The 22463-nt window shown below is 61.2% G+C and carries 19 protein-coding genes; 11 read left to right on the forward strand and 8 right to left on the reverse strand.

Features of this window, described 5'->3' with window-relative positions:
• Positions 1-3: 3 nt before the first annotated feature.
• The 9 genes from murD to lpxC all read left to right on the forward strand — a co-directional run bounded on the left by murD (position 4) and on the right by lpxC (position 10518).
• A complete protein-coding gene (gene murD / locus V6F91_RS16105) occupies positions 4-1350 on the forward strand; it encodes a UDP-N-acetylmuramoyl-L-alanine--D-glutamate ligase (protein ID WP_332766066.1) in 1347 nt (448 codons plus the stop codon).
• Complete coding sequence (gene ftsW / locus V6F91_RS16110) at positions 1347-2564, forward strand: putative lipid II flippase FtsW (RefSeq protein ID WP_423815336.1); 1218 nt, start codon at positions 1347-1349, stop codon at positions 2562-2564. The genes murD and ftsW overlap by 4 nt, the downstream gene beginning before the upstream one ends.
• Positions 2554-3624: an undecaprenyldiphospho-muramoylpentapeptide beta-N-acetylglucosaminyltransferase gene (murG, locus tag V6F91_RS16115; RefSeq protein ID WP_332766068.1), complete on the forward strand. Its 1071-nt coding sequence runs from the start codon at positions 2554-2556 to the stop codon at positions 3622-3624. The genes ftsW and murG overlap by 11 nt, the downstream gene beginning before the upstream one ends.
• A complete protein-coding gene (gene murC / locus V6F91_RS16120; RefSeq protein ID WP_332766070.1) occupies positions 3617-5077 on the forward strand; it encodes a UDP-N-acetylmuramate--L-alanine ligase in 1461 nt (486 codons plus the stop codon). The genes murG and murC overlap by 8 nt, the downstream gene beginning before the upstream one ends.
• Complete coding sequence (locus V6F91_RS16125; RefSeq protein WP_332766072.1) at positions 5074-6048, forward strand: D-alanine--D-alanine ligase; 975 nt, start codon at positions 5074-5076, stop codon at positions 6046-6048. Before murC ends, V6F91_RS16125 begins: the two co-directional genes overlap by 4 nt.
• Positions 6049-6052: 4 nt before the next feature.
• Complete coding sequence (locus V6F91_RS16130; RefSeq protein WP_073473459.1) at positions 6053-6919, forward strand: cell division protein FtsQ/DivIB; 867 nt, start codon at positions 6053-6055, stop codon at positions 6917-6919.
• Positions 6920-6934: 15 nt separating this feature from the next.
• Positions 6935-8194 carry a cell division protein FtsA gene (gene ftsA, locus V6F91_RS16135; protein WP_007916987.1) on the forward strand — a complete coding sequence of 420 codons (1260 nt, stop codon included), beginning with the start codon at positions 6935-6937 and terminating at the stop codon, positions 8192-8194.
• Between the two features lie 103 nt (positions 8195-8297).
• Entirely contained in the window at positions 8298-9494 is a 1197-nt protein-coding gene (gene ftsZ / locus V6F91_RS16140; protein ID WP_016986475.1) for a cell division protein FtsZ, read from the forward strand.
• A 112-nt stretch (positions 9495-9606) separates the two neighbouring features.
• On the forward strand, positions 9607-10518 hold the full coding sequence (gene lpxC / locus V6F91_RS16145) for a UDP-3-O-acyl-N-acetylglucosamine deacetylase (RefSeq protein ID WP_007916984.1): 912 nt from the start codon (positions 9607-9609) through the stop codon (positions 10516-10518).
• A gap of 178 nt (positions 10519-10696) precedes the next feature.
• Here lpxC and V6F91_RS16150 read toward each other — a convergent pair whose 3' ends face one another.
• The 6 genes from V6F91_RS16150 to V6F91_RS16175 all read right to left on the reverse strand — a co-directional run bounded on the left by V6F91_RS16150 (position 10697) and on the right by V6F91_RS16175 (position 19464).
• Positions 10697-12205, reverse strand: coding sequence for a sensor domain-containing diguanylate cyclase (locus tag V6F91_RS16150; protein ID WP_332766080.1), 1509 nt, complete (start codon positions 12203-12205; stop codon positions 10697-10699).
• A 420-nt stretch (positions 12206-12625) separates the two neighbouring features.
• Entirely contained in the window at positions 12626-12847 is a 222-nt protein-coding gene (locus V6F91_RS16155; RefSeq protein ID WP_332766082.1) for a hypothetical protein, read from the reverse strand.
• Between the two features lie 319 nt (positions 12848-13166).
• Positions 13167-14531: a heavy metal sensor histidine kinase gene (locus V6F91_RS16160; RefSeq protein WP_332766084.1), complete on the reverse strand. Its 1365-nt coding sequence runs from the start codon at positions 14529-14531 to the stop codon at positions 13167-13169.
• A complete protein-coding gene (locus tag V6F91_RS16165; RefSeq protein WP_090180292.1) occupies positions 14521-15198 on the reverse strand; it encodes a heavy metal response regulator transcription factor in 678 nt (225 codons plus the stop codon). Before V6F91_RS16165 ends, V6F91_RS16160 begins: the two co-directional genes overlap by 11 nt.
• Positions 15199-15205: 7 nt before the next feature.
• Positions 15206-18307 carry a multidrug efflux RND transporter permease subunit gene (locus V6F91_RS16170; protein WP_332766088.1) on the reverse strand — a complete coding sequence of 1034 codons (3102 nt, stop codon included), beginning with the start codon at positions 18305-18307 and terminating at the stop codon, positions 15206-15208.
• Positions 18304-19464: an efflux RND transporter periplasmic adaptor subunit gene (locus tag V6F91_RS16175; protein WP_332766090.1), complete on the reverse strand. Its 1161-nt coding sequence runs from the start codon at positions 19462-19464 to the stop codon at positions 18304-18306. The genes V6F91_RS16170 and V6F91_RS16175 overlap by 4 nt, the downstream gene beginning before the upstream one ends.
• A gap of 862 nt (positions 19465-20326) precedes the next feature.
• Here V6F91_RS16175 and V6F91_RS16180 point away from each other — a divergent pair.
• Positions 20327-20632 carry a type 1 fimbrial protein gene (locus V6F91_RS16180; RefSeq protein WP_332766092.1) on the forward strand — a complete coding sequence of 102 codons (306 nt, stop codon included), beginning with the start codon at positions 20327-20329 and terminating at the stop codon, positions 20630-20632.
• 111 nt (positions 20633-20743) lie between these two features.
• Positions 20744-20983: a hypothetical protein gene (locus tag V6F91_RS16185; protein ID WP_332766094.1), complete on the forward strand. Its 240-nt coding sequence runs from the start codon at positions 20744-20746 to the stop codon at positions 20981-20983.
• A 180-nt stretch (positions 20984-21163) separates the two neighbouring features.
• On the opposite strand, the gene V6F91_RS16190 is transcribed toward V6F91_RS16185, so the two are convergent.
• Together V6F91_RS16190 and V6F91_RS16195 are read right to left on the reverse strand one after the other, a co-directional pair.
• Positions 21164-21913: a YkgJ family cysteine cluster protein gene (locus V6F91_RS16190; RefSeq protein WP_332766097.1), complete on the reverse strand. Its 750-nt coding sequence runs from the start codon at positions 21911-21913 to the stop codon at positions 21164-21166.
• An 83-nt stretch (positions 21914-21996) separates the two neighbouring features.
• Complete coding sequence (locus V6F91_RS16195; RefSeq protein WP_332766099.1) at positions 21997-22323, reverse strand: hypothetical protein; 327 nt, start codon at positions 22321-22323, stop codon at positions 21997-21999.
• Positions 22324-22463: the final 140 nt, after the last annotated feature.

Here is a 22463-nt window from a genome sequence, read left to right on the forward strand (position 1 = left end):
CGAGTGTCTCTGATCGCTTCTGACCACTTCCGCATCGTTGTCGGCCTCGGCAAGAGCGGCATGTCCCTGGTTCGCTTCCTGGCGAACCGGGGCGTGGCGTTTGCCGTGGCCGACACGCGGGACAATCCACCGGAACTGGCCACGCTCAAGCGTGACTATCCGCACGTGGAAGTGCGTTGTGGCGAGCTGGACGTGGAATTCCTCTGCCGTGCCGACGAGCTCTACGTGAGCCCCGGCCTGGCGCTGGCGACTCCGGCCCTGCAAGCTGCTGCGGCGCGTGGCGTGAAAATGTCCGGCGACATCGAGTTGTTCGCGCGTAACGCGCGGGCGCCGATCGTCGCGATCACCGGTTCCAACGCGAAAAGCACCGTCACCACACTGGTCGGCGAGATGGCCGCTGCGGCCGGCAAACGCGTCGCTGTTGGCGGCAACCTAGGCACGCCGGCGCTGGATCTGCTCAGCGATGACGTCGAGCTGTATGTGATGGAGCTGTCGAGTTTCCAGCTGGAAACCACCGACCAGCTCAACGCCGAAGTGGCCACCGTACTGAACATCAGCGAAGACCACATGGATCGCTACAGCGGTCTGCCGGCCTATCACCTGGCCAAGCACCGGATCTTCCGTGGCGCGAAGCAGTTTGTGGTCAACCGTCAGGACGCCCTCAGCCGTCCGTTGATCGGTGAAGGTCAGCCATGCTGGACCTTTGGTCTGAGCAAGCCGGATTTCAAGGCGTTCGGCATTCGCGAAGAAGATGGCGAGAAGTACCTGGCCTTCGAATTCCAGAACCTGCTGCCGGTGCGTGAACTGAAGGTGCGCGGCGCGCATAACCAGTCCAATGCCCTTGCGGCGCTGGCGCTGGGGCATGCGGTCGGTCTGCCGTTCGCCGCCATGCTGTCGGCCCTGCGTAATTTCACCGGCCTCGAACACCGCTGCCAGTGGGTGCGTGATCTCGATGGCGTTGCCTACTACAACGATTCCAAAGCCACCAACGTCGGCGCCGCTCTGGCCGCCATCGAAGGCCTCGGTGCGGACATCGACGGCAAGGTCATTCTGATCGCCGGCGGCGACGGGAAAGGCGCCGAGTTCAATGACCTGCGTGAGCCGGTGGCGGCCAACTGCCGCGCCGTGATCCTGATGGGCCGCGACTCGGACAAGATCGGCGGCGCCATCGGTGATGCCGTGCCCCTGATCCGCGCGACCTCGCTGGTCGACGCCGTCGCGCAATGCCGCGCCGCCGCCCAAGCGGGTGACGTGGTGCTGCTGTCGCCGGCCTGCGCCAGTTTCGACATGTTCAAGAATTATGAAGACCGTGGTCACCAGTTCGTCCGCGCTGTGGAGGAATTGGCATGAACCTGAGAAACATCATCAAACCGTACCCGTCGCCGTTGATCACAGGACGTGGCATCGACCTCGACTTCCCGATGCTCGCCGGGTGTCTGGCGCTGCTCGGTCTCGGTTTGATCATGATTGCCTCAGCGTCCACTGAAGTGGCAGCGGCGCAGTCGGGCAGTCCGCTGTATTACATGATTCGCCACCTTATTTATGTGGTGCTGGGCCTGGGCGCGTGCATCGTCACCATGATGATCCCCATCGCCACCTGGCAACGCCTCGGCTGGATGATGCTGATCGGTGCGTTCGGTTTGCTGGTGATGGTGATCATCCCGGGCATCGGCCGCGAAGTGAACGGTTCGATGCGCTGGATCGGTTTCAGCTTCTTCAACGTGCAGCCCTCGGAAATCGCCAAGGTGTTTGTGGTGATTTACCTCGCCGGGTATCTGGTGCGTCGCCAGAAAGAAGTGCGCGAGAGCTGGATGGGTTTCTTCAAGCCGTTCATCGTGCTGCTGCCAATGGCCGGTCTGCTGCTCATGGAGCCGGACTTCGGTGCCACCGTGGTAATGATGGGCGCGGCCGCAGCGATGCTGTTTTTGGGCGGGGTCGGGCTGTTCCGCTTCTCGCTGATGGTGGTGCTGGCGGTCGGCGCCGTGGTTTTGCTGATTCAGATGCAGCCGTACCGGATGGCGCGTCTGACCAACTTTGCCGACCCGTGGGCCGACCAGTTCGGCGCTGGCTATCAGTTATCGCAGGCATTGATCGCGTTCGGTCGCGGTGAATGGCTGGGTGTAGGCCTGGGCAACAGCGTGCAAAAGCAGTTCTACCTGCCGGAAGCGCACACCGACTTCGTGTTCTCGGTACTGGCCGAAGAACTCGGCGCGGTCGGTTCGTTGTGCACCGTCGCGCTGTTCGTGTTCGTGTGTATTCGCGGCATGTACATCGGCTTGTGGGCCGAGAAGGCCAAGCAGTTCTTTGCCGCTTATGTGGCTTACGGTCTGTCGTTCCTGTGGATTGGTCAGTTCCTGATCAACATCGGTGTGAACGTCGGCCTGCTGCCAACCAAGGGTCTGACCTTGCCGTTCCTCAGTTACGGCGGCAGCTCGCTGGTGATTTGCTGCGCCTGTCTGGGCCTGTTGCTGCGCATCGAGTGGGAGAGTCGAACCCATCTGGGCAGCGAAGAAATGGAGTTCCATGAAAGCGACTTCGCCGAGGAGCCGACTCATGGGCGCTAACGTACTGATCATGGCCGGCGGTACCGGCGGCCACGTGTTCCCGGCGCTGGCTTGTGCCCGCGAATTTCAGGCGCGCGGCTACACCGTGCACTGGCTCGGCACGCCACGCGGCATCGAAAACGAACTGGTCCCGGCGGCGGGTTTTGAATTGCACCGAATCAACGCCAGCGGCCTGCGCGGCAAGGGCAAGCTGTCGCTGCTCAAGGCACCGTTCATGTTGCTGAAATCGGTGTGGCAGGCACGGGCAATCATGCGTCGCCTGAAGCCGGTGTGTGTGGTCGGCTTCGGTGGTTATGTGACCGGGCCCGGCGGCCTCGCCGCAAAACTGGCCGGCGTACCGGTGATCGTTCACGAGCAGAACGCCGTCGCCGGCACCGCCAATCGGTTGCTGGTGCCGTTCGCCGCCCGAGTGTGTGAAGCGTTCCCCGACACCTTTACTCTGTCGGACAGCCGCCGTACCACCGGCAATCCGGTGCGCAGCGAGCTGTTCCTCGATACCGCGCGTCCTGCTCTGGCCGGGCGTAGAGCGCGTTTGCTGATCCTCGGCGGAAGCCTGGGCGCAGAACCGTTGAACAAATTGCTGCCTGAAGCCCTGGCCCAAGTCGCCACCGACCTGCGCCCGGAAGTGTTTCATCAGGCCGGCAAGAACCACGATGAACTGACTGCCGAGCGTTACCGCACCGCGGGTGTGGAAGCACAAGTGCAGCCGTTCATCAAAGACATGGCTCAAGCCTATGGCTGGGCTGACCTGGTGGTATGCCGCGCTGGCGCGTTGACCATCAGTGAGCTGGCTGCCGCTGGTCTGCCCTCGATGCTGGTGCCTTTGCCCCACGCGATCGACGATCACCAGACCCGCAACGCCGATTATTTGGCCCGCGAAGGCGCTGCCTTCCTGATGCCGCAAAGAACGACTGGCGCCGCGGACCTTGCCGCGCGCCTGACAGAGGTCTTGATGCAACCGCAACGACTCGAAGCAATGGCCCAAGCGGCCCGCCGTCTGGCCAAACCCGATGCCACCCGTAGCGTGGTCGATACCTGTCTGGAGGTGGCCCATGGTTGAGAATCAGAAAGCCATGCCTCAACCGGAAATGCGCCGCATCCGTCGCATCCACTTCGTCGGTATCGGCGGCGTGGGCATGTGCGGTATCGCCGAAGTGCTGCTCAACCTGGGCTATCAAGTTTCCGGTTCCGACCTGAAAGCTTCGCCGGTCACCGAACGCCTTGAATCGTTTGGCGCGCAGATCTTCATCGGCCACCGCGCCGAGAACGCTGCGGCCGCCGATGTGCTGGTGGTGTCGAGCGCGGTGAACACGTCCAACCCGGAAGTGGCGACTGCGCTTGAACGTCGTATTCCGGTGGTGCCGCGTGCGGAAATGCTCGCCGAGCTGATGCGCTATCGCCACGGCATCGCCGTCGCCGGTACCCACGGCAAAACCACGACTACCAGTCTGATCGCTTCGGTGTTCGCTGCCGGCGGCCTCGATCCGACGTTCGTTATCGGTGGCCGGCTGAATGCCGCGGGCACCAATGCCCAGCTCGGCACCAGCCGTTACCTGATCGCCGAAGCCGATGAGAGCGACGCGAGCTTCCTGCACCTGCAACCGCTGGTGGCCGTGGTCACCAACATCGACGCCGACCACATGGCGACTTACGACGGCGACTTCAACAAACTGAAGAAAACCTTCGTCGAGTTCCTGCACAACCTGCCGTTCTACGGGCTGGCGGTGATGTGCCTGGACGATCCGGTGGTGCGCGAAATCCTGCCGCTGGTCAAACGTCCGACCGTGACCTACGGCTTCAGCGAAGACGCCGACGTGCGCGCGATCAATGTGCGCCAGCAAGGCATGCAGACCTTCTTCACTGTGCTGCGCCCGGACCGCGAGCCGCTGGAAGTGTCGGTGAACATGCCCGGCAACCACAACGTGCTCAACTCGTTGGCGACCATCTGCATCGCCACCGATGAGGGCATCAGCGATGAAGCGATCGTTCAGGGGCTCTCGGGTTTCCAGGGCGTGGGTCGACGCTTTCAGGTCTACGGCGAACTGCCGGTGGACAACGGCCACGTGATGCTGGTCGACGACTACGGCCATCACCCGACCGAAGTCGCCGCGGTGATCAAAGCCGTGCGCGGTGGCTGGCCGGAGCGCCGTCTGGTGATGGTGTATCAGCCGCATCGTTACAGCCGCACCCGCGATCTGTACGACGACTTCGTCAATGTACTGGCCGATGCCAACGTGTTGCTGCTGATGGAAGTCTATCCGGCCGGCGAAGAGCCGATCCCCGGCGCCGACAGCCGCAAGCTGTGCAACAGCATCCGCCAGCGTGGTCAGCTCGACCCGATCTACATCGAACGTGGCGTCGACCTCGCGCCGCTGGTCAAGCCGCTGCTGCGTGCCGGCGACATCCTGCTGTGCCAGGGCGCCGGTGATATCGGTGGTCTCGCGCCGAAGCTGTTGAAAAGTGAATTGTTCGCTGGCGCCGTGGCGGCGCCAGTCGAGGGGAAGTTGAAATGACTGCTGCCTACGCCAAGCTGTTTTCCACCATCGCGCCGAAAGACTTCGGCCGAGTCGCCGTGCTCTTCGGCGGCCTGAGTGCCGAGCGTGAGGTTTCGTTGAAATCCGGTAACGCCGTGCTCGAAGCATTGCAGAGCGCTGGCGTGGACGCGTTCGGCATCGATGTCGGCGAAGACTTCCTGCAGCGTCTGCTCAGCGAAAAGATCGACCGTGCGTTCATCATTCTTCACGGTCGCGGCGGCGAAGACGGCAGCATGCAGGGCCTGCTGGAGTGCGCGGGCATTCCGTACACCGGCAGTGGCATTCTGGCCTCGGCACTGGCCATGGACAAACTGCGCACCAAGCAGGTCTGGCACAGCCTCGGGATTCCGACGCCGCGTCATGCCGTGCTGTGCAGCGAAGCCGATTGTATTTCGGCGGCGACGGAACTGGGCTTCCCTTTGATCGTCAAACCGGCGCATGAAGGTTCAAGTATCGGGATGGCCAAAGTGAGTTCTGCGTCCGAGTTGATCGACGCATGGAAAGCGGCCAGTACCTACGATTCACAAGTGTTGGTCGAGCAATGGATTCAAGGTCCGGAGTTCACCATCGCCACTCTGCGTGACCAGGTGTTGCCTCCTATCGCCCTGGGTACACCGCACTCGTTTTACGACTACGACGCCAAATATATCGCCAACGATACCCAGTACCGCATTCCGTGCGGGCTGGATGCCGCCAAGGAACAGGAACTCATGGATCTCACGGCCAAGGCCTGTGAGGCGCTGGGTATCGCCGGTTGGGGCCGGGCCGACGTGATGCAGGACGCCGACGGGCAGTTCTGGTTCCTCGAAGTCAATACCGCACCGGGCATGACCGATCACAGCCTGGTGCCGATGGCGGCGCGGGCTGCCGGTCTGGATTTCCAGCAACTGGTACTGGCCATTCTGGCGGCCAGCGTTGAAGACGCCGGCACCCAAGAGGCGCGAGGTTAAGACCATGCAAGGCGCTCATCTGCGACATCAGCCCCCCGCACCCGGCCGCAAGCCGGTGCCGCGTGGCGCCAGCCGAATGGTGGCGAAAGAGCCGATGTCCGCGCGCCTGCCGAAAGCCAATTTCGGTTTTCTGAAAAGCCTGTTCTGGCCAGTGCTGCTGGTGGCGCTGGGTTTTGGTACGTACGAAGGCGCGCAGCGTTTGCTGCCGTACGCCGACCGGCCGATCAGCAAGATCGCGGTGCAGGGCGACCTCAGCTACATCAGCCAGCAGGCGGTGCAGCAGCGGATCGCGCCATTCGTGGCGTCGAGCTTCTTCACCATCGACCTGGCCGGGATGCGCACCGAGCTTGAGCAGATGCCATGGATCGCCCACGCCGAAGTGCGTCGCGTGTGGCCGGATCAAGTGGTGATCCGCCTCGAAGAGCAACTGCCCGTCGCGCGTTGGGGCGACGAGTCGTTACTGAACAACCAGGGCCAGGCGTTCACGCCCAAGGAACTGGCGAACTACGAACACCTGCCGCAGCTGTTCGGCCCACAACGGGCGCAGCAGCAAGTGATGCAGCAGTACCAGGTGTTGAGCCAGATGCTGCGCCCGCTGGGTTTTTCGATTGCACGCCTTGAATTGCGTGAACGCGGCAGCTGGTTCCTGACCACCGGTGCCGGCAGTTCCGGCCCCGGCATCGAGTTGCTGCTGGGACGCGGCAATCTGGTGGAAAAGATGCGCCGCTTCATCGCCATCTATGACAAGACGCTGAAAGAGCAGATTACGAACATTGCGCGCATCGATCTGCGCTACGCCAACGGCCTCGCTGTTGGCTGGCGGGAACCCGTAGCGCCGACGACAGCCCAACCCGCTGTCGCAAAGAATTAAGAAGAGGCAGGACCCATGGCAAACGTGCAAAGCGGCAAAATGATCGTCGGTCTCGATATCGGCACCTCCAAGGTGGTGGCGCTGGTCGGCGAGGTGTCCGACGACGGCTCGCTGGAAATCGTCGGGATCGGTACCCATCCGTCCCGTGGCCTGAAGAAGGGCGTGGTGGTCAACATCGAGTCCACCGTGCAGTCGATTCAGCGCGCGATCGAAGAAGCCCAGCTGATGGCCGGCTGCCGCATTCACTCGGCATTTGTCGGTGTGGCCGGCAATCACATCCGCAGCCTGAATTCCCACGGCATCGTCGCGATCCGTGATCGCGAAGTCAGCTCGGCTGACCTTGAGCGGGTACTGGATGCCGCTCAGGCCGTGGCGATCCCGGCTGACCAGCGCGTGCTGCACACCCTGCCGCAGGATTACGTGATCGATAACCAGGAAGGCGTGCGCGAGCCACTGGGCATGTCCGGCGTGCGTCTGGAAGCCAAGGTTCACGTGGTCACCTGCGCCGTCAACGCTGCACAGAACATTGAAAAATGCGTGCGTCGCTGCGGTCTGGAAATCGACGACATCATTCTCGAGCAACTGGCCTCGGCTTACTCGGTACTGACCGACGACGAGAAAGAACTGGGCGTGTGCCTGGTCGACATCGGCGGCGGCACCACCGACATCGCGATCTTCACCGAAGGCGCGATCCGGCATACCGCGGTGATCCCGATTGCCGGTGATCAGGTGACCAACGACATCGCCATGGCGTTGCGCACCCCGACCCAGTACGCCGAAGAGATCAAGATCCGTTACGCCTGCGCGCTGGCCAAACTGGCCGGCGCCGGCGAAACCATCAAGGTACCAAGCGTTGGCGACCGTCCACCGCGCGAGCTGTCGCGTCAGGCCCTGGCCGAAGTGGTCGAGCCGCGTTACGACGAACTGTTCACGCTGATCCAGGCCGAGCTGCGTCGCAGCGGCTACGAAGACCTGATCCCGGCCGGCATCGTGCTGACTGGCGGCACGTCGAAAATGGAAGGCGCCACTGAACTGGCCGAGGAAATCTTCCACATGCCGGTACGCCTCGGTGTACCGCATGGCGTCAAAGGCCTGGATGACGTGGTGCGCAACCCGATCTATTCCACTGGCGTTGGCTTGTTGATGTACGGCCTGCAAAAGCAGTCCGACGGGGTTTCGTTCTCCGGCATCGGCAGCCGCGACAGCTACAGCAACGAAGAGCCACAGGCGCCGTTGCTGGACCGCTTGAAGAAGTGGGTTCAGGGCAACTTTTAAAAGCAGCTTGAAGCGACAAGCTTCAAGCGGCAAGCAACTGCAGTAGATACACCGCAACAAACAGCAGTAGGCGAAAAAACTAGAGAATGTAAGGAGAGGGAAAATGTTCGAACTCGTAGACAACATCCCCGCAAGCCCGGTAATCAAGGTTATCGGTGTCGGCGGTGGCGGCGGCAACGCTGTCAATCACATGGTCAAGAGCAACATCGAAGGCGTTGAGTTCATCTGCGCCAACACCGATGCTCAAGCGCTGAAAAACATCGGCGCGCGGACCATTCTGCAACTGGGCACCGGCGTGACCAAAGGTCTGGGCGCGGGCGCCAACCCTGAAGTGGGTCGTCAGGCCGCTCTGGAAGACCGTGAGCGCATTGCCGAAGTGCTGCAGGGCACCAACATGGTGTTCATCACCACTGGCATGGGCGGCGGTACCGGTACCGGTGCAGCGCCGATCATCGCCGAAGTGGCCAAGGAAATGGGCATCCTGACCGTTGCGGTCGTGACCCGTCCGTTCCCGTTCGAAGGCCGCAAGCGTATGCAGATCGCCGACGAAGGCATCCGCATGCTCTCGGAAAGCGTCGACTCGTTGATCACCATTCCTAACGAGAAGCTGCTGACCATCCTCGGTAAAGACGCCAGCCTCTTGTCGGCTTTCGCCAAGGCAGACGATGTACTGGCCGGTGCCGTTCGCGGTATCTCCGACATCATCAAGCGTCCGGGCATGATCAACGTCGACTTCGCCGACGTGCGTACCGTGATGAGCGAAATGGGCATGGCGATGATGGGCACTGGCTGCGCCAGCGGTCCGAACCGTGCACGTGAAGCCACTGAAGCGGCGATCCGCAACCCGCTGCTCGAAGACGTGAACCTGCAAGGCGCACGCGGCATCCTGGTGAACATCACTGCAGGTCCTGACCTGTCGCTGGGTGAGTACTCCGACGTCGGTTCGATCATCGAAGCCTTCGCTTCCGAGCACGCCATGGTCAAGGTCGGTACCGTTATCGATCCGGACATGCGCGACGAGCTGCACGTCACCGTCGTCGCTACCGGTCTGGGCGCGAAAATCGAGAAGCCTGTAAAGGTCATCGACAACACCGTTCACACCTCCATGGCTTCGGCGCAGGTGCAACAACCGGCTCCGGCCCGTCAGGAAGCGCCAGCGGTGAACTACCGTGATCTGGACCGTCCGACCGTCATGCGCAACCAGGCTCAGGCCGGTGCTGCGGCTGCCGCGAAGATGAATCCGCAAGATGACCTGGACTACCTGGACATCCCGGCATTCCTGCGTCGTCAGGCCGATTGATGGAATGTATCAGGCCTATGAAGGTGATTGGTGTTCAGCAAAGGCATGGTCTGCTATCATCGCCAGCCTTTGTTGATACCAGTTCGCAATTTGCGCTGAAGCGGCCCAAGCCATGATTAAACAACGCACACTGAAAAATATTATCCGTGCCACAGGTGTAGGCCTGCACTCCGGTGAGAAGGTCTACCTGACCCTCAAGCCTGCGCCTGTCGACACTGGCATTGTGTTTTGTCGCGCTGACCTCGACCCTGTGGTGCAGATTCCTGCCCGCGCGGAAAACGTCGGTGAAACCACTATGTCGACGACGCTGATCAATGGCGACGTCAAAGTGGACACGGTAGAGCACTTGCTCTCGGCCATGGCTGGCCTGGGCATCGATAACGCCTACGTCGAGCTCTCCGCGTCCGAAGTCCCGATCATGGATGGCAGCGCTGGACCCTTCGTATTCCTGATTCAATCGGCAGGCCTGGAAGAACAGGACGCCGCCAAGAAATTCATCCGCATCCTGCGTGAAGTGACAGTGGAAGACGGCGACAAGCGCGCCACTTTCGTGCCTTTCGAAGGGTTCAAGGTGAGCTTCGAGATCGATTTCGATCACCCGGTTTTCCGGGACCGCACCCAGAGTGCAAGCGTGGATTTTTCCAGCACTTCGTTCGTAAAAGAAGTCAGCCGCGCCCGTACCTTTGGTTTCATGAGTGATATCGAGTACCTGCGCAAGCACAACCTCGCACTCGGCGGCAGCGTTGAAAACGCAATCGTGGTCGACGCCGATGGCGTGTTGAACGAAGACGGTCTCCGCTATGAAGACGAATTCGTCAAACACAAGATCCTCGATGCAATTGGCGACCTGTACCTGCTGGGCAACAGCCTGATTGGTGAGTTCAAAGGCTTCAAGTCCGGTCATGCACTGAACAACCAGCTGCTGCGCAAGTTGATTGAGCAGACAGACGCTTGGGAAGTGGTGACGTTCGAAGACGCCAGCACCGCACCGATCTCTTACATGCGCCCGGTTGCGGCCGTGTAAGTAAAAAACCTCTCTAGTTTTTTGAAGGCCATCCCAGGATGGCCTTTTTTTATGCCTGTGGTTTTTGTGTTGCCTGCACTGGCCTCATCGCGAGCAGGCTCACTCCTACAGGGGAATGCATTCCAAACGCAGGAGTGAGCCTGCTCGCGATAGGGCCGGAGAGGCCCCAACAAACCTATCAGGAAGCCACCACCACCCGATTGCGGCCGCCTTCCTTGGCTTGATACAACGCCTTGTCCGCCGCAAACAGCAACTGCTCCAGCGTCATCTCGCTGGCCGTCGTCCAGGTCGCAATGCCGATACTCACCGTCATCGCCCGTTCAGCCTCGTCCACCCGCGGCAGTTGCTCGACTGCCTGGCGAATATGCTCGGCAATGCGCTGCGCGCCCTGGCTGTCGGTCTCGGCCAGAATCACCGAAAACTCCTCACCGCCATAGCGCGCCACCAGATCCGCCGGGCGTCGCACGTTTTCGCCAATCACCCGCGCCAGGGTTTTCAGTGCCTGATCCCCGGCCTGATGACCATGGCGGTCGTTGAAGGCCTTGAAGTGATCGGCATCGATCATCATCACTGACAAGGGCTGGCCTGAGCGTTGGGCGCGAAACCATTCGTGGCGCAAGGTCTGATCGAGCATGCGTCGGTTGGCCACGCCGGTCAGATCATCGGTAGCCGCCAGTTGCGCCAGCTCGCGTTCGGCACGCTGGCGCAAGCGCAGCTCGCGAGCGAGCAGCCAGGTCAGCCAGAGCAAGCCCACGCACAACACGCCGGTGGCGCCGCTGATCAGCAGCGCGGTGCGTCGCCAGGTGCCGAACACTTCGTCGCTGGACAGCGCGACCATCACGGTCAGCGGCAGGTTGCCGACTCGCGAATAGGTATAGAGGCGCTGCTGCTGATCCATGCTCGAGGTGCTGGTGAAACTGCCCTTGCCGTCCTTGTCGCTGAGAATTTTCACCACGTTGGGACGGTTGCCGAAGCTCTTGCCGACCGAATCGCTTTGCAGATAAGGCTTCTGCGCGAGCAGTACGCCGTCACTGTTGATGATATTCAGAGTGCTGTCTGTGCCGATGTCGAGGCTGTTGAACAATTGATCAAAGTAATCGAGCTTCAGCGACGCCACGGCCACGCCGGCAAACTCGCCGGTTTGCGTGGAGATGCGGCGGCTGAAACTGATCCGCCACTGATTGGCTTCATTGCAGTCGCAACGGGTCTGGAACGGTCGGCTGATGAACATGCCGATGTCGCGGTTGAAGGCGTGGGCGAGGAAATAATCGCGGTCGGCAAAATTGCCCGGCTTCGGCTCGACTCGCGAAGAGTCGGCGACGACATTGCCAAGCGTGTCGAGCAGCAGGATATCGCCCTTGTAGCGCGCCGTGGTCGAGCGGTCGAACAGTGCCAGATGACGAATCTGCGGCGAGACGTTCTGCAGGTCGTCCCGTTGCGCGGCGGCAATCAGGCCTTGCAGCGTCAGGTCATACAGCTCGACCGTGCGCAGCACATCGGCGTCGATCAGTTGCGCAATGGTCGTGGCACTGCGAGTGGCGGATTCCTGAGCGCTGGCGTGCTCGCGGATGAGCAGGAAGGTGACAATGCACACGATCGCGATCACGCTGAGCAGGCTGCCGCAGATCAGCAGCCGCTCGGGGCGTTTGGATTTGCCCGAGGTGGACGGGGTACGGCTTACGATCATGGTGGCTATCGATTGAGAGTGATGTGCTCAGCGTAGTAAACCAGGCACCAAATAACATTGTGGAAGCGAGCCTGCTCGCGAAGGCTGTTTGTCAGCCTATACAGATGTTAACTGATCGGACGCTTTCGCGAGCAGGCTCGCTCCCACAGGGGGAAAGGCAGGTGGCTGAGATAATTGCGCTAGCTGCAATGAATAACACGGTGAAATGGGCGGATAGGGTGCGCTTGCGAGGGCGCTATTTGAATCAGATGACGCCTCAAGGTCTTGGGGTGGTTGGTGTTCCAGCCGTTGCATAGCAAGCGCGTAGCGCTCAGACCACTACGAAAAAAGGCCGCTGAATATCAGCGGCCTGTAATGACGACGGTTGAACGGGAAGAGCCAAACAACCGCGTCGAGGGAAACGGTGGCGCGGTGTGCGACTCAGCTGTCGGTTTCGCCGACTGAAGTCGGGGAAGTGGCAGTCTGCGGGGCTTGCGTGGCATCTTGTGTCTTGGCCATCACTTCGGCCTGATGCTGATCAAATGCTTGCGCGCGGGCGATATTGTGCGCCACGAATGCTTGCGATTCTTCAGCCATGGCCATCGGCGACAGGAACAATGAGGACAGAACGAATGCGCTGGCAATACCCATACTGTTGGACATCTTGAAAACCTTCTCGCTTGGCGAGTGCTGTTTGGTGCGGGCAAAGATAAGGTTGCCGGGCGATGGGAAACAGCGTGATTTTCATAAATGACTGTTGCGTGGGAGGTAAAAGTCCAGGATCGCGGTGTAGCCAAGAGCAACCCCCTCACCCCAGCCCTCTCCCCCAAGGGGGGCGAGGGGAAAGGGAGCCGATCGGGGGCTTTTCAGAACCTGAGTCCGGCTCAGAAAATTCAGGTCGACGTAAATTCAACATCCACCTCGGTCAGGCCCCTCTCCCTCTGGGAGAGGGTTAGGCGGGCGGCGTTCCGATGAGGGGCTTTCAGATCGGTAAATGCATTCCAAAGGTATTCACCCCCCGATCACTGCGCACAAACACATCCCCACCATGCATCAACGCGATCGCCTTGACGATCGCCAGCCCCAAGCCATGGTTATTGCCACTGTTGCGGCGCGACGCATCGACCCGATAAAAACGCTCGAACAAGCGCGGCAGATGTTCACTGGCAATCGGCGATCCTGGATTCGCCACGCCGATGCTCACCTGATGCTCTTCGACCTGAATGCATACCTCGATCACCTCACCCGGCTCGGTGTGCTGCACGGCGTTGCTGAGCAGATTGATCAACGCTCGACGCAAATGCGCGACTTCGATCTGCACCTGCGCGTCGCCGCTGACCTGCACCTGAACTTGCGCGTCCTCGAGGATGAAATCCAGATACTCGAGGGTCGTCGCCACTTCATCGGCCAGCGAAGTGGACGTCAGTTTGGTCGCCTTGTTGCCCTGATCGGCACTGGCCAGGAACAGCATGTCATTGATGATCGAGCGCAGCCGTTCCAGCTCTTCCAGATTCGATTGCAGCACTTCGAAGTAATGCTCTGCAGAGCGCCCGCGAGTCAACGCCACTTGCGTCTGGCCGATCAGGTTGGTCAGTGGTGAACGCAATTCGTGGGCGACGTCGGCGTTGAATGATTCCAGGCGCGAATAGGCCAGTTCGACGCGCTCCAGGGTCGAGTTGAACGACTCGACAAACTGCGCAAGCTCCGGCGGCAATGGCGACAACCGCAAGCGCCCGGCCCTCAACGGCGGCGCCAGACGCTGGGCTTCCTGGGACAGTTTGATCAACGGTTGGAGGCCAATTCGCGCCACCCAATAGCCCAGCGCTGACGCCAGCAGCACGCCGACGATCGCCAGACTGACCAAGGCAATCAGCAACTGATGTTGGGTCTGGTGAAAGGTCTCGGTGTCGATGCCGATCATGAAGCGCAGCGGCGGGCGCTGGTCCTTGGCCGGGAACTGGCTGACCAGTACTTTCAGCGGCGCGGGCTGATCCGGCAATTGCAGGTCGCGCATGCCCAGCGGGCCGTTGGCGACCGCGCGGATCTGTGGCGTGAGGTTGCCGTATTCGTATTGCGGGTTACCGCTGGTAATCCAGAAGCTGATGCGTTTGTCTTCCTCGCCGAGCAGCTTGAGCTTGTTGTTGATTTTCACCCAGTGCTCCGGCGTGCCGTAACGGCCGACGGTGGATTCGAGCACGCTGTAGCGCGCGTCGAGTTCGGCTTCGGGAAGCAGACCCAGGCCCTTGTCGACTTGTTGATAGAGCGCACCGCCAATCAACACAAACACCAGCAGCGCCACCAGCGTGAACATTCCGCTGAGGCGCAGTGCGATGGAGTTACTGGACACCACGGCTCTCCAGCACATAACCCATGCCACGAATGGTGTGCAGCAGTTTCTCGTCGAACGGACCGTCGAGTTTGGCGCGCAGGCGTTTGATCGCGACTTCGACGACGTTGGCGTCACTGTCGAAATTGATGTCCCAGACCATCTCGGCAATCGCGGTTTTCGAGAGGATTTCACCCTGGCGGCGGGCGAGCACACTGAGCAGCGAGAACTCCTTGGCCGTCAGGTCCAACCGGGTGCCGGCGCGGGTGGCTTTGCGGCTGATCAGATCAATCCACAGATCGGCAATGCTCACTTGCACCGGTTCGTGGCCGCCACTGCGGCGGGTCAGCGCTTGCAGACGCGCGACCAGTTCGAGGAAGGAAAACGGTTTGCCGAGGTAATCGTCGGCGCCGTCGCGCAAGCCTTTGATGCGGTCCTCGACGCGCTCGCGGGCGGTGAGCATGATCACCGGCGTTTGCTTGCGTGCACGCAAGGCACGCAGCACGCCGAAGCCATCGAGGCCTGGCAACATCACGTCAAGGACGATCACCGCGTAATCGCTTTCCAGCGCCAGGTGCAGGCCTTCGATGCCGTCGCGGGCCAGGTCCACGGTGTAACCCTGTTCAGTGAGGCCGCGGTGCAGATAATCCGCGGTTTTTTCCTCGTCTTCGATAATCAGAACGCGCATGACCGCCTCAGTCTGTGGTCGCCAATGCCGTTGCCGGCACAGGTCGGGGCCGGTGAAACAGCCGCTCAAGCCATAAGTATATGACCGGCGTGGTGAACAGCGTCAGCATCTGGCTGACCAGCAAACCGCCGACCACGGCGATCCCCAGCGGTTGGCGCAACTCGGCGCCGGTGCCGTAACCGAGCATCAGCGGCAGGGCGCCGAGCAGGGCGGCGAGGGTGGTCATGATGATCGGCCGGAACCGCGTGATGCACGCCTCGAAAATCGCCTCCTGCGGCGACAGGCCCCGATGACGCTGCGCTTCGAGCGCGAAGTCGATCATCAGGATGCCGTTTTTCTTGACGATGCCGATCAGCAACACCAGCCCGATCAACGCCATGATCGAAAAGTCCTGGCCGCAGATCCACAACATGATCACCGCGCCAAGACCTGCCGCCGGCAATGTCGAAATGATCGTCAGCGGGTGCACGAAGCTCTCGTAAAGCACGCCGAGAATGATGTACACCGCGACCAGCGCCGCGAGGATCAGCCACGGCTGACTGGCCAGCGAGCTCTGGAACGCCTGCGCCGCACCCTGGAAATTGCCGCTGATCGCAGTCGGCATGCCGATCTCTGCCTTGGCCTGATTGAGCAGAATCACCGCATCACCCAGGGCTACACCGGGCGCGAGGTTGAACGACAGATTCGCCGCCGGGAACATGCCGTCGTGGGCAATCGACAGCGGGCCGATGGTCGGCGCATCGAAGCGGGCCAGCGCCGACAGCGGCACCATCTCGCCACTCAGCGGCGAACGCAGGTAGAAATAATTCAGGCTTTCGGCCTTGCCGCGCTGTTTGGTGTCCAGTTCGAGGATCACGTTGTACTGGTTGACCTGAGTCTGGAATTCATTGATCTGCCGTTGGCCGAAGGCGTCGTACAGCGCTTCGTCGACATCACTGGCGGTCAGGCCGAAACGCGCGGCGGCGCTGCGGTCGATGCTGATGTGGGTGATGCTGCCGCCCAGTTGCAGGTCATTGGAAATGTCGCGAAACGCCGGGTTGCTGCGCAGTTTTTCGGTCAGGCGTTGCGTCCACGTCGCGAGGGTCACCCCGTCGTTGCTTTTGAGTACGTATTGGTACTGCGCACGGCTCGGGCCGGAGCTGAGGTTGATGTCCTGACCGGCGCGCAGATACAGCACGATGCCGGGCACCTTCATCAGTTGCGGACGGATGCGGTCGATGAACTGGCTGGCGCTGACGTCGCGATCGCCGCGTTTTTTCAGGGCGATCCAGAAGCGCCCGTTGGCGATGGTCTGGTTGCTGCCGGAGACTCCAACCGAATGGGAGAACGCCTGCACCGCTGGGTCGGCGGCGACGATTTGTGCCATCGCCAGGTGTTTTTTCACCATGTCGCCGTAGGAGATATCCGCAGCCGCCTCGGTGGTGCCGAGCACGAAACCGGTGTCCTGCACCGGAAAGAAACCTTTCGGGATAAAGATGTAACCGCCGATGGCCAGCGCCAGCGACAGACCGAACACGCCGATCATCAACTTCTGATGGGCGAGGGCGCGGCGCAGCCCGCGTTCATACCAGCCGAGCAAGCGTTCGCTGAAACCCGGTTTATCGTGGGCGTGGTGCGTCGGTTTGCGCATGAACAGCGCAGCCAGCGTCGGCGCCAGCGTCAGCGACACCACCACGGAAATCATGATGGTCGAGGTCGCGGTCAGGGCGAATTCCTTGAACAACCGCCCGACCACACCACCCATGAACAGCAGCGGAATAAACGCCGCCACCAGCGAGAAGCTGATCGAGACCACGGTGAAGCCGATCTCGCCCGCGCCTTTGATCGCGGCTTCGCGCATGTCGTCGCCGGCCTCCAGATGCCGGTGGATGTTTTCCACCACCACAATCGCATCGTCGACCACGAAGCCGACCGCGACGACGATCGCCACCAGTGTCAGGTTGTTCAGGCTGAACCCGAGGACGTACATCAAGGCGAAACTGGCCACCAGCGAAACGCCGAGCACCGCCGAGACGATCAGCGTTGCGGACAATTGGCGCAGGAACAGCGCCATCACTGCCACCACCAGCAGGATCGCGATCAACAAGGTGATCTCGACTTCATGCAGCGAGGCGCGGATGGTCTGGGTGCGGTCGATCAGGGTTTTCACCTGCACCGAGGCCGGCAGCATGGCTTCGAGGCCGGGCAGGGCGGCTTGTATACGGTCGACGGTTTCAACGATGTTGGCGCCGGGCTGGCGCGAGATCACCAGGTTCACGCCCGGACGATCACCCGCCCACGCCTGCACGTAGGCATCTTCTGCACCGTTGACGACTTTGGCGACATCGCGCAGGTGCACCGGGGCGCCATCCTTGTAGGAAACGATGAGCTGGCTGTAGTCCTCGGGATAGAACAACTGGTCGTTGGTCGACAGCGTCGAAATGCTCGACTCGCCGTACAGCGCACCCTTGGCGAGGTTGAGACTGGTCTGCTGGATGGCCAAGCGAATGTCGGCGAGGGTCAGACCAATCGCCGCCAGTTTGTCCGCCGAGGCCTGCACGCGAATCGCCGGACGTTGCTGACCGGTGATGTTGATCTGGCCTACGCCGTCGATCTGACTGATCTGACGCGCCAGCAGGGTTTCCACCAAGTCGCTGAGTTCGGTGCCAGGCATCTGCGTCGAGCTGACGCTGAGGATCAGCACCGGGCTGTCAGCCGGGTTGACCTTCTTCCAGGTCGGCAGCGTCGGCATGTCCTTGGGCAACTTGCCGGCGGCGGTATTTATCGCCGCTTGCACTTCCTGGGCGGCGGTGTCGATGCTTTTGTCGAGGGTGAACTGCAGGGTCAGCAGGGTCGAGCCCAGCGCACTGCTTGAGGTCATCTGAGTCATGCCGGGGATGGCGCTGAACTGCACCTCCAGCGGTGTGGCCACCGATGACGCCATGGTGTCGGGGCTGGCGCCGGGCAACTGCGCCGACACCTGGATGGTCGGAAATTCGGCTTCCGGCAGCGGTGCAATCGGCAAGCGCGGGAAGGCAATGATCCCGACCAGCACCAGCGCGATGGTCAGCAGAATGGTCGCGACCGGGTGATCGATGCACCACGTCGAGACGCCTTTGTGCGCCTTCATCGAGTCGGCTCCGCTTGCACCACTTGCGGCGGTTCGCTCATGACTTGCACGGTCGAGCCTGGTTTGAGCCGCGACTGGCCATCGCTGATCAGTACATCGCCGGCGTTCACGCCTTTGATGATGTCCTGACCACTGCCCTGATAAACCATTTGCACCTGCACGGCTTCAACCTTGTCGCCGTTGACCCGGTAAACGAAGTGTTGATCAAGGCCGCGCTGTACGACCGTGGGCGGTACGACCAGCGCATCCTTGTCGAGGGCAGTCTGAATTTTTACTGTGACCAGCAGGCCGGGCCAGAGCTTCTGGCTGGCGTTGGCGAATTCGGCCTTGGCGCGGATGGTGCCGGTGTTGGCGTTGATCTGGTTGTCGATCAGGGTCAGATGACCTTCGCCAAGCAGGTTGGCGGTTTCGCCATCGGTGTCAGCGCCGATATAGGCCTTGACCGGCGCGCGCTGCGGATCGTTGATCAGGCTTTGCAGGGTTGGCAGCATTTGCTGGGGCAGGGAAAACTCGACGGCGATCGGGTCGATCTGGGTCACGGTAAACAGGCCGGCGGTGTCGGTCATGCGCAGGAAGTTGCCTTCATCGACGGTACGAATGCCGACCCGGCCGGTGACCGGGGAGCGAATCTGCGTGTAGGACAGTTGCACCTGCGCCGCGTCGATCGAGGCTTGGTTGCCTTGCGCTGTGGCCTTGAGTTGATTGACCAGTGCCTGCTGCTGGTCGTAGGTCTGTTTTGACACGCCGTCGTCGACGCTGAGCAGTTTGTAGCGTTTGAGGTTGACCAGAGCGACTTGCAGTTGCGCCTGGCTTTCGCCCAATTGCGCGCGGGCCTGATCGAGGCTGGCGCGGATCGAGCGGTCGTCGATGGTTGCCAGCAGGTCGCCTGTTTTGACCCGTTGGCCCTCTTTGACGAGGATTTTGGTGAGGATGCCGTCGATCTGTGGGCGTACCACCACGCTGTGCAGGGAGAGGACCGAGCCGATGCCGCTGGTGTAGCGGGGGACGTCTTTGGCGCTGACCGTTACCACTCGCACCGGGATGGCAGTGGGGGTCGCCAGTTTGGTCGGGGGTGGTTTTAGTGCAAACCAGAGGCCTGTGGCTGCCAGCAGGATGAGCAGGGTGACGAGCAGGGCTTTGTGTTTGTCGATTCGCATGCGGTGTGGCGCCGATGGGTTTGGAGTTTGGGCAGATTGGAGCTTTATATACGGGTTTGGGGGTCAGGAGGGTGACGGCTGGCTGACAGCGCTGTCAGTTTGGGCTGGTTACTTGGCGGCCTTAGGGCCGACCATGCTACTGGGGTTTTGGGTGAATATCCGTTGCTTCGGGGGGTGCGGCTGGCGGTTTCGCCCTTACGGCGAGTCACCTTTTCCAGACGCCGAAAAGGTAACCGAAAAGGCTTGCTCCTACGTACGGCCCTCGCAGGCTCGGGTCCCTTCGCTGCGGGATCGATCCGGGCGCAGCGGCTACGGTTTGCTTCGCTGCACCTACTTCCGCTGTGTCTGGCTGCGCCAGACGGTCGCTGCGCTCCCACGCCCGGATCAATCCCTCCACTCAGCCTTCCGATGTCGCTGGTTAGGCAAGATCAAGGGCACTCGAGCTAACGCTCATTGTTGAGTGGTTAGAAGCGGGTGTTTGGCTTGGGATTTGTGGTGGATTCGCCCCTCACCCCAGCCCTCTCCCCTGGAGAGGGAGCCGATTTGTGGGCTGTTCAAAACTTGTGTTCGACTCGGTATTTCACGTCGGCATAGCTCTCGTATCCCCCACGATCAGTCCCCTCTCCCTCCGGGAGAGGGCTAGGGTGAGGGTTGGTTTTTGGCCGTTATCTTGTGTCTCATCCTGCACATATTTGCCAGCCGAAGGTTCTGCCTTTTTCTCCAGCGGTGCAAAAAAACGCTGAGCATTGCCGGTCCAAAGCCAATTAACCCACTACGCTTCTCAAGATTCGCCCTCAAACGCGGATAACGCTTGTATAGCTCGGATTTTTTTCCGGGCCGATCACTGCGGAGTGACCTTGAAATGAAGCTGAAAACCGTAATGCCGTACGTGCTTCTCTTGCTTCCATTGACCGCGTTGGCCGCGCCTGGCAGTCAATCCGGGGAGATTCGGTTTACCGGGCAGATTGTCGATGCGGGCTGTGCGGTTGGGCGGGTCGGTGCGCTGGCGGGCAATGAGTCGCGGCGGGTGGAGCTTGAGCCGGGGTTGGCGTTCGATGTCGATACTTACCGCAATGCATGCAGTGGGCAGTCGCTGCCGATCTCCATGCGTTACGAAGCGCTGAAGACCTCCAGCGACAAAGGCATCGTGACCGTCACGTATCTGTAAACCGTTCGGCGTTCGGCGCAATTCTTCGAGTGCCGAGCCAGGGCGTGCGGGTATACTGCGCGCCTTCGCGGCTCACTGATCGGGCCCGACTTGCTGCTTTGTGGAGCTTTTATGACTTCCCCGACCCTGCCACCGGTTGACGACGCGGTGAGCGCTGTCCCGGTTGAATTGGCCGACGCCAACGACGCCAAAGCCGAAATCCCGGCGTTCAAATTCCCGTTCAAGCCGGGTGACCTGGCCGCTGCCAAAGGCTCTAATCAGCCTTGGTACAAGAACGGCGCGAAGAACGGCCACACCAAAACCCCGGGCATGGCGCCGCCGGGTACGCGTCGTTCGATGGGCAAGCGCTGAGGTTTATTCGCGCCCTCGGTCATCGCGGTGATTTCCAGCACAGCGCCTTGGGCCGGCCCCTTCGCGAGCAAGCACGCTCCCACAGTTTTTCGGTCGTTCATGAGATAGGTGCACGACACAAGTCCCTGTGGGAGCGAGCTTGCTCGCGAAGACGTCCAGATAAGTGCTAGAGAATCCGGATCAAGCCGCCCGCAGCGATATAAACGCATAGGTCTGCGCCGGTTCAGTCACCACCTGCGCTCCGGCCGCGGCGACTTGCCCGGCAACATCCTCCCCTGACAAATGAAACAGCCACTCACTCGACGCAGTCGTTGAGGGTTGCTCGCTCACCTGATCGATCATCGCTGCAAACGCACTCATATTCGGCAGATACGCAGTAAAGCCGTCACCCTTCAGCGCCGTGGTGCGGATCCCGAGCAATGCGCAGATCGCATCCTTGCTTTGAATGTCATCGCGATCGGCCTGACGCGAGCGCTCGATCAACTCGATCAGTTCCTGATCAACCAATTGGCCCCCGGCAATCAACAAGGGTCCCTGTTCCCACGATTCTGGCGGGCAATCCTTGGCCGCTGGGTTGAGCGGGATGTGCGGGTTGATCTCCGCCGGGTAAATCCGGCACACCAATGGCCGACGCTCGTAAATCCGGCAGAGCTTGTCGTCGTCAAGATTCCGGCAGGGGCCGACGTTGTAGGCGGCGAAGGTGATCGCCACATGGGCATCGGTGCTGCCGCTGCGAACCCGCACTGAACGGCGTTCGGCGTGCTCACGTTGCTGCATCGGCAGACCAAGGCCGTTGCCGAGAAAGGCCTCGACCAGCACGATCACCTGTCCACCGTCCGCCGCCCACATGCGCGCCTCGGCCAGGGTCAGCGGGACATGGTGGTCGGTGCAGCATTTACCGCAGCCTACGCAGGAAAACGTCGTATTCATTGAGCGATCTGTCTTCAATCAGGGTGTGAATCGGTGGCGGAAAACCACCGTACAGGCCTGCATCGAAGCAAGTTGTGCGCCACTCAGCGGGTTTTCGCGGTCGGGCGGATCGAGTCCCACTCGGTGACAAATGCGCTTTTCGTGGATTTGCTGTACAGGCACAGTTCGGTGCCTTGCTGGCCCTTCATGTGTTTTTGCGGGTACTGGCCTTGCAGGAGCACGGCGGTGTAGCCGACGCGGTCGTCGAATTGCGCCGGGGTGCCGACCGGTTTGGCGTTTTTCAGGCCGCTGGCCTTGGTGCAACTGGTGAGCACGGTTTTGTCGTAGGCGGCCCAGGCGTCGGGGCTGGAGGCGTGGGCCTGGGAGGCGAGGGCGGTGAGGCAGAGCAAGCTGGCGATGAGGGTTTTCATGGGGGGGCATCCTTGGTTGTGGGTGGCCAAGGTTGGAGTCTGCCTTAGAAGGGAAGTTGCCTGGGCTGGCCTCATCGCGAGCAGGCGCACTCCTACCGTTTGGAATGCGATCAAATGTAGGAGCGAGCCTGCTCGCGAAA

Source organism: Pseudomonas koreensis, assembly GCF_036668835.1.
In the GTDB taxonomy this organism is placed as follows: domain Bacteria; phylum Pseudomonadota; class Gammaproteobacteria; order Pseudomonadales; family Pseudomonadaceae; genus Aquipseudomonas; species Aquipseudomonas koreensis_I.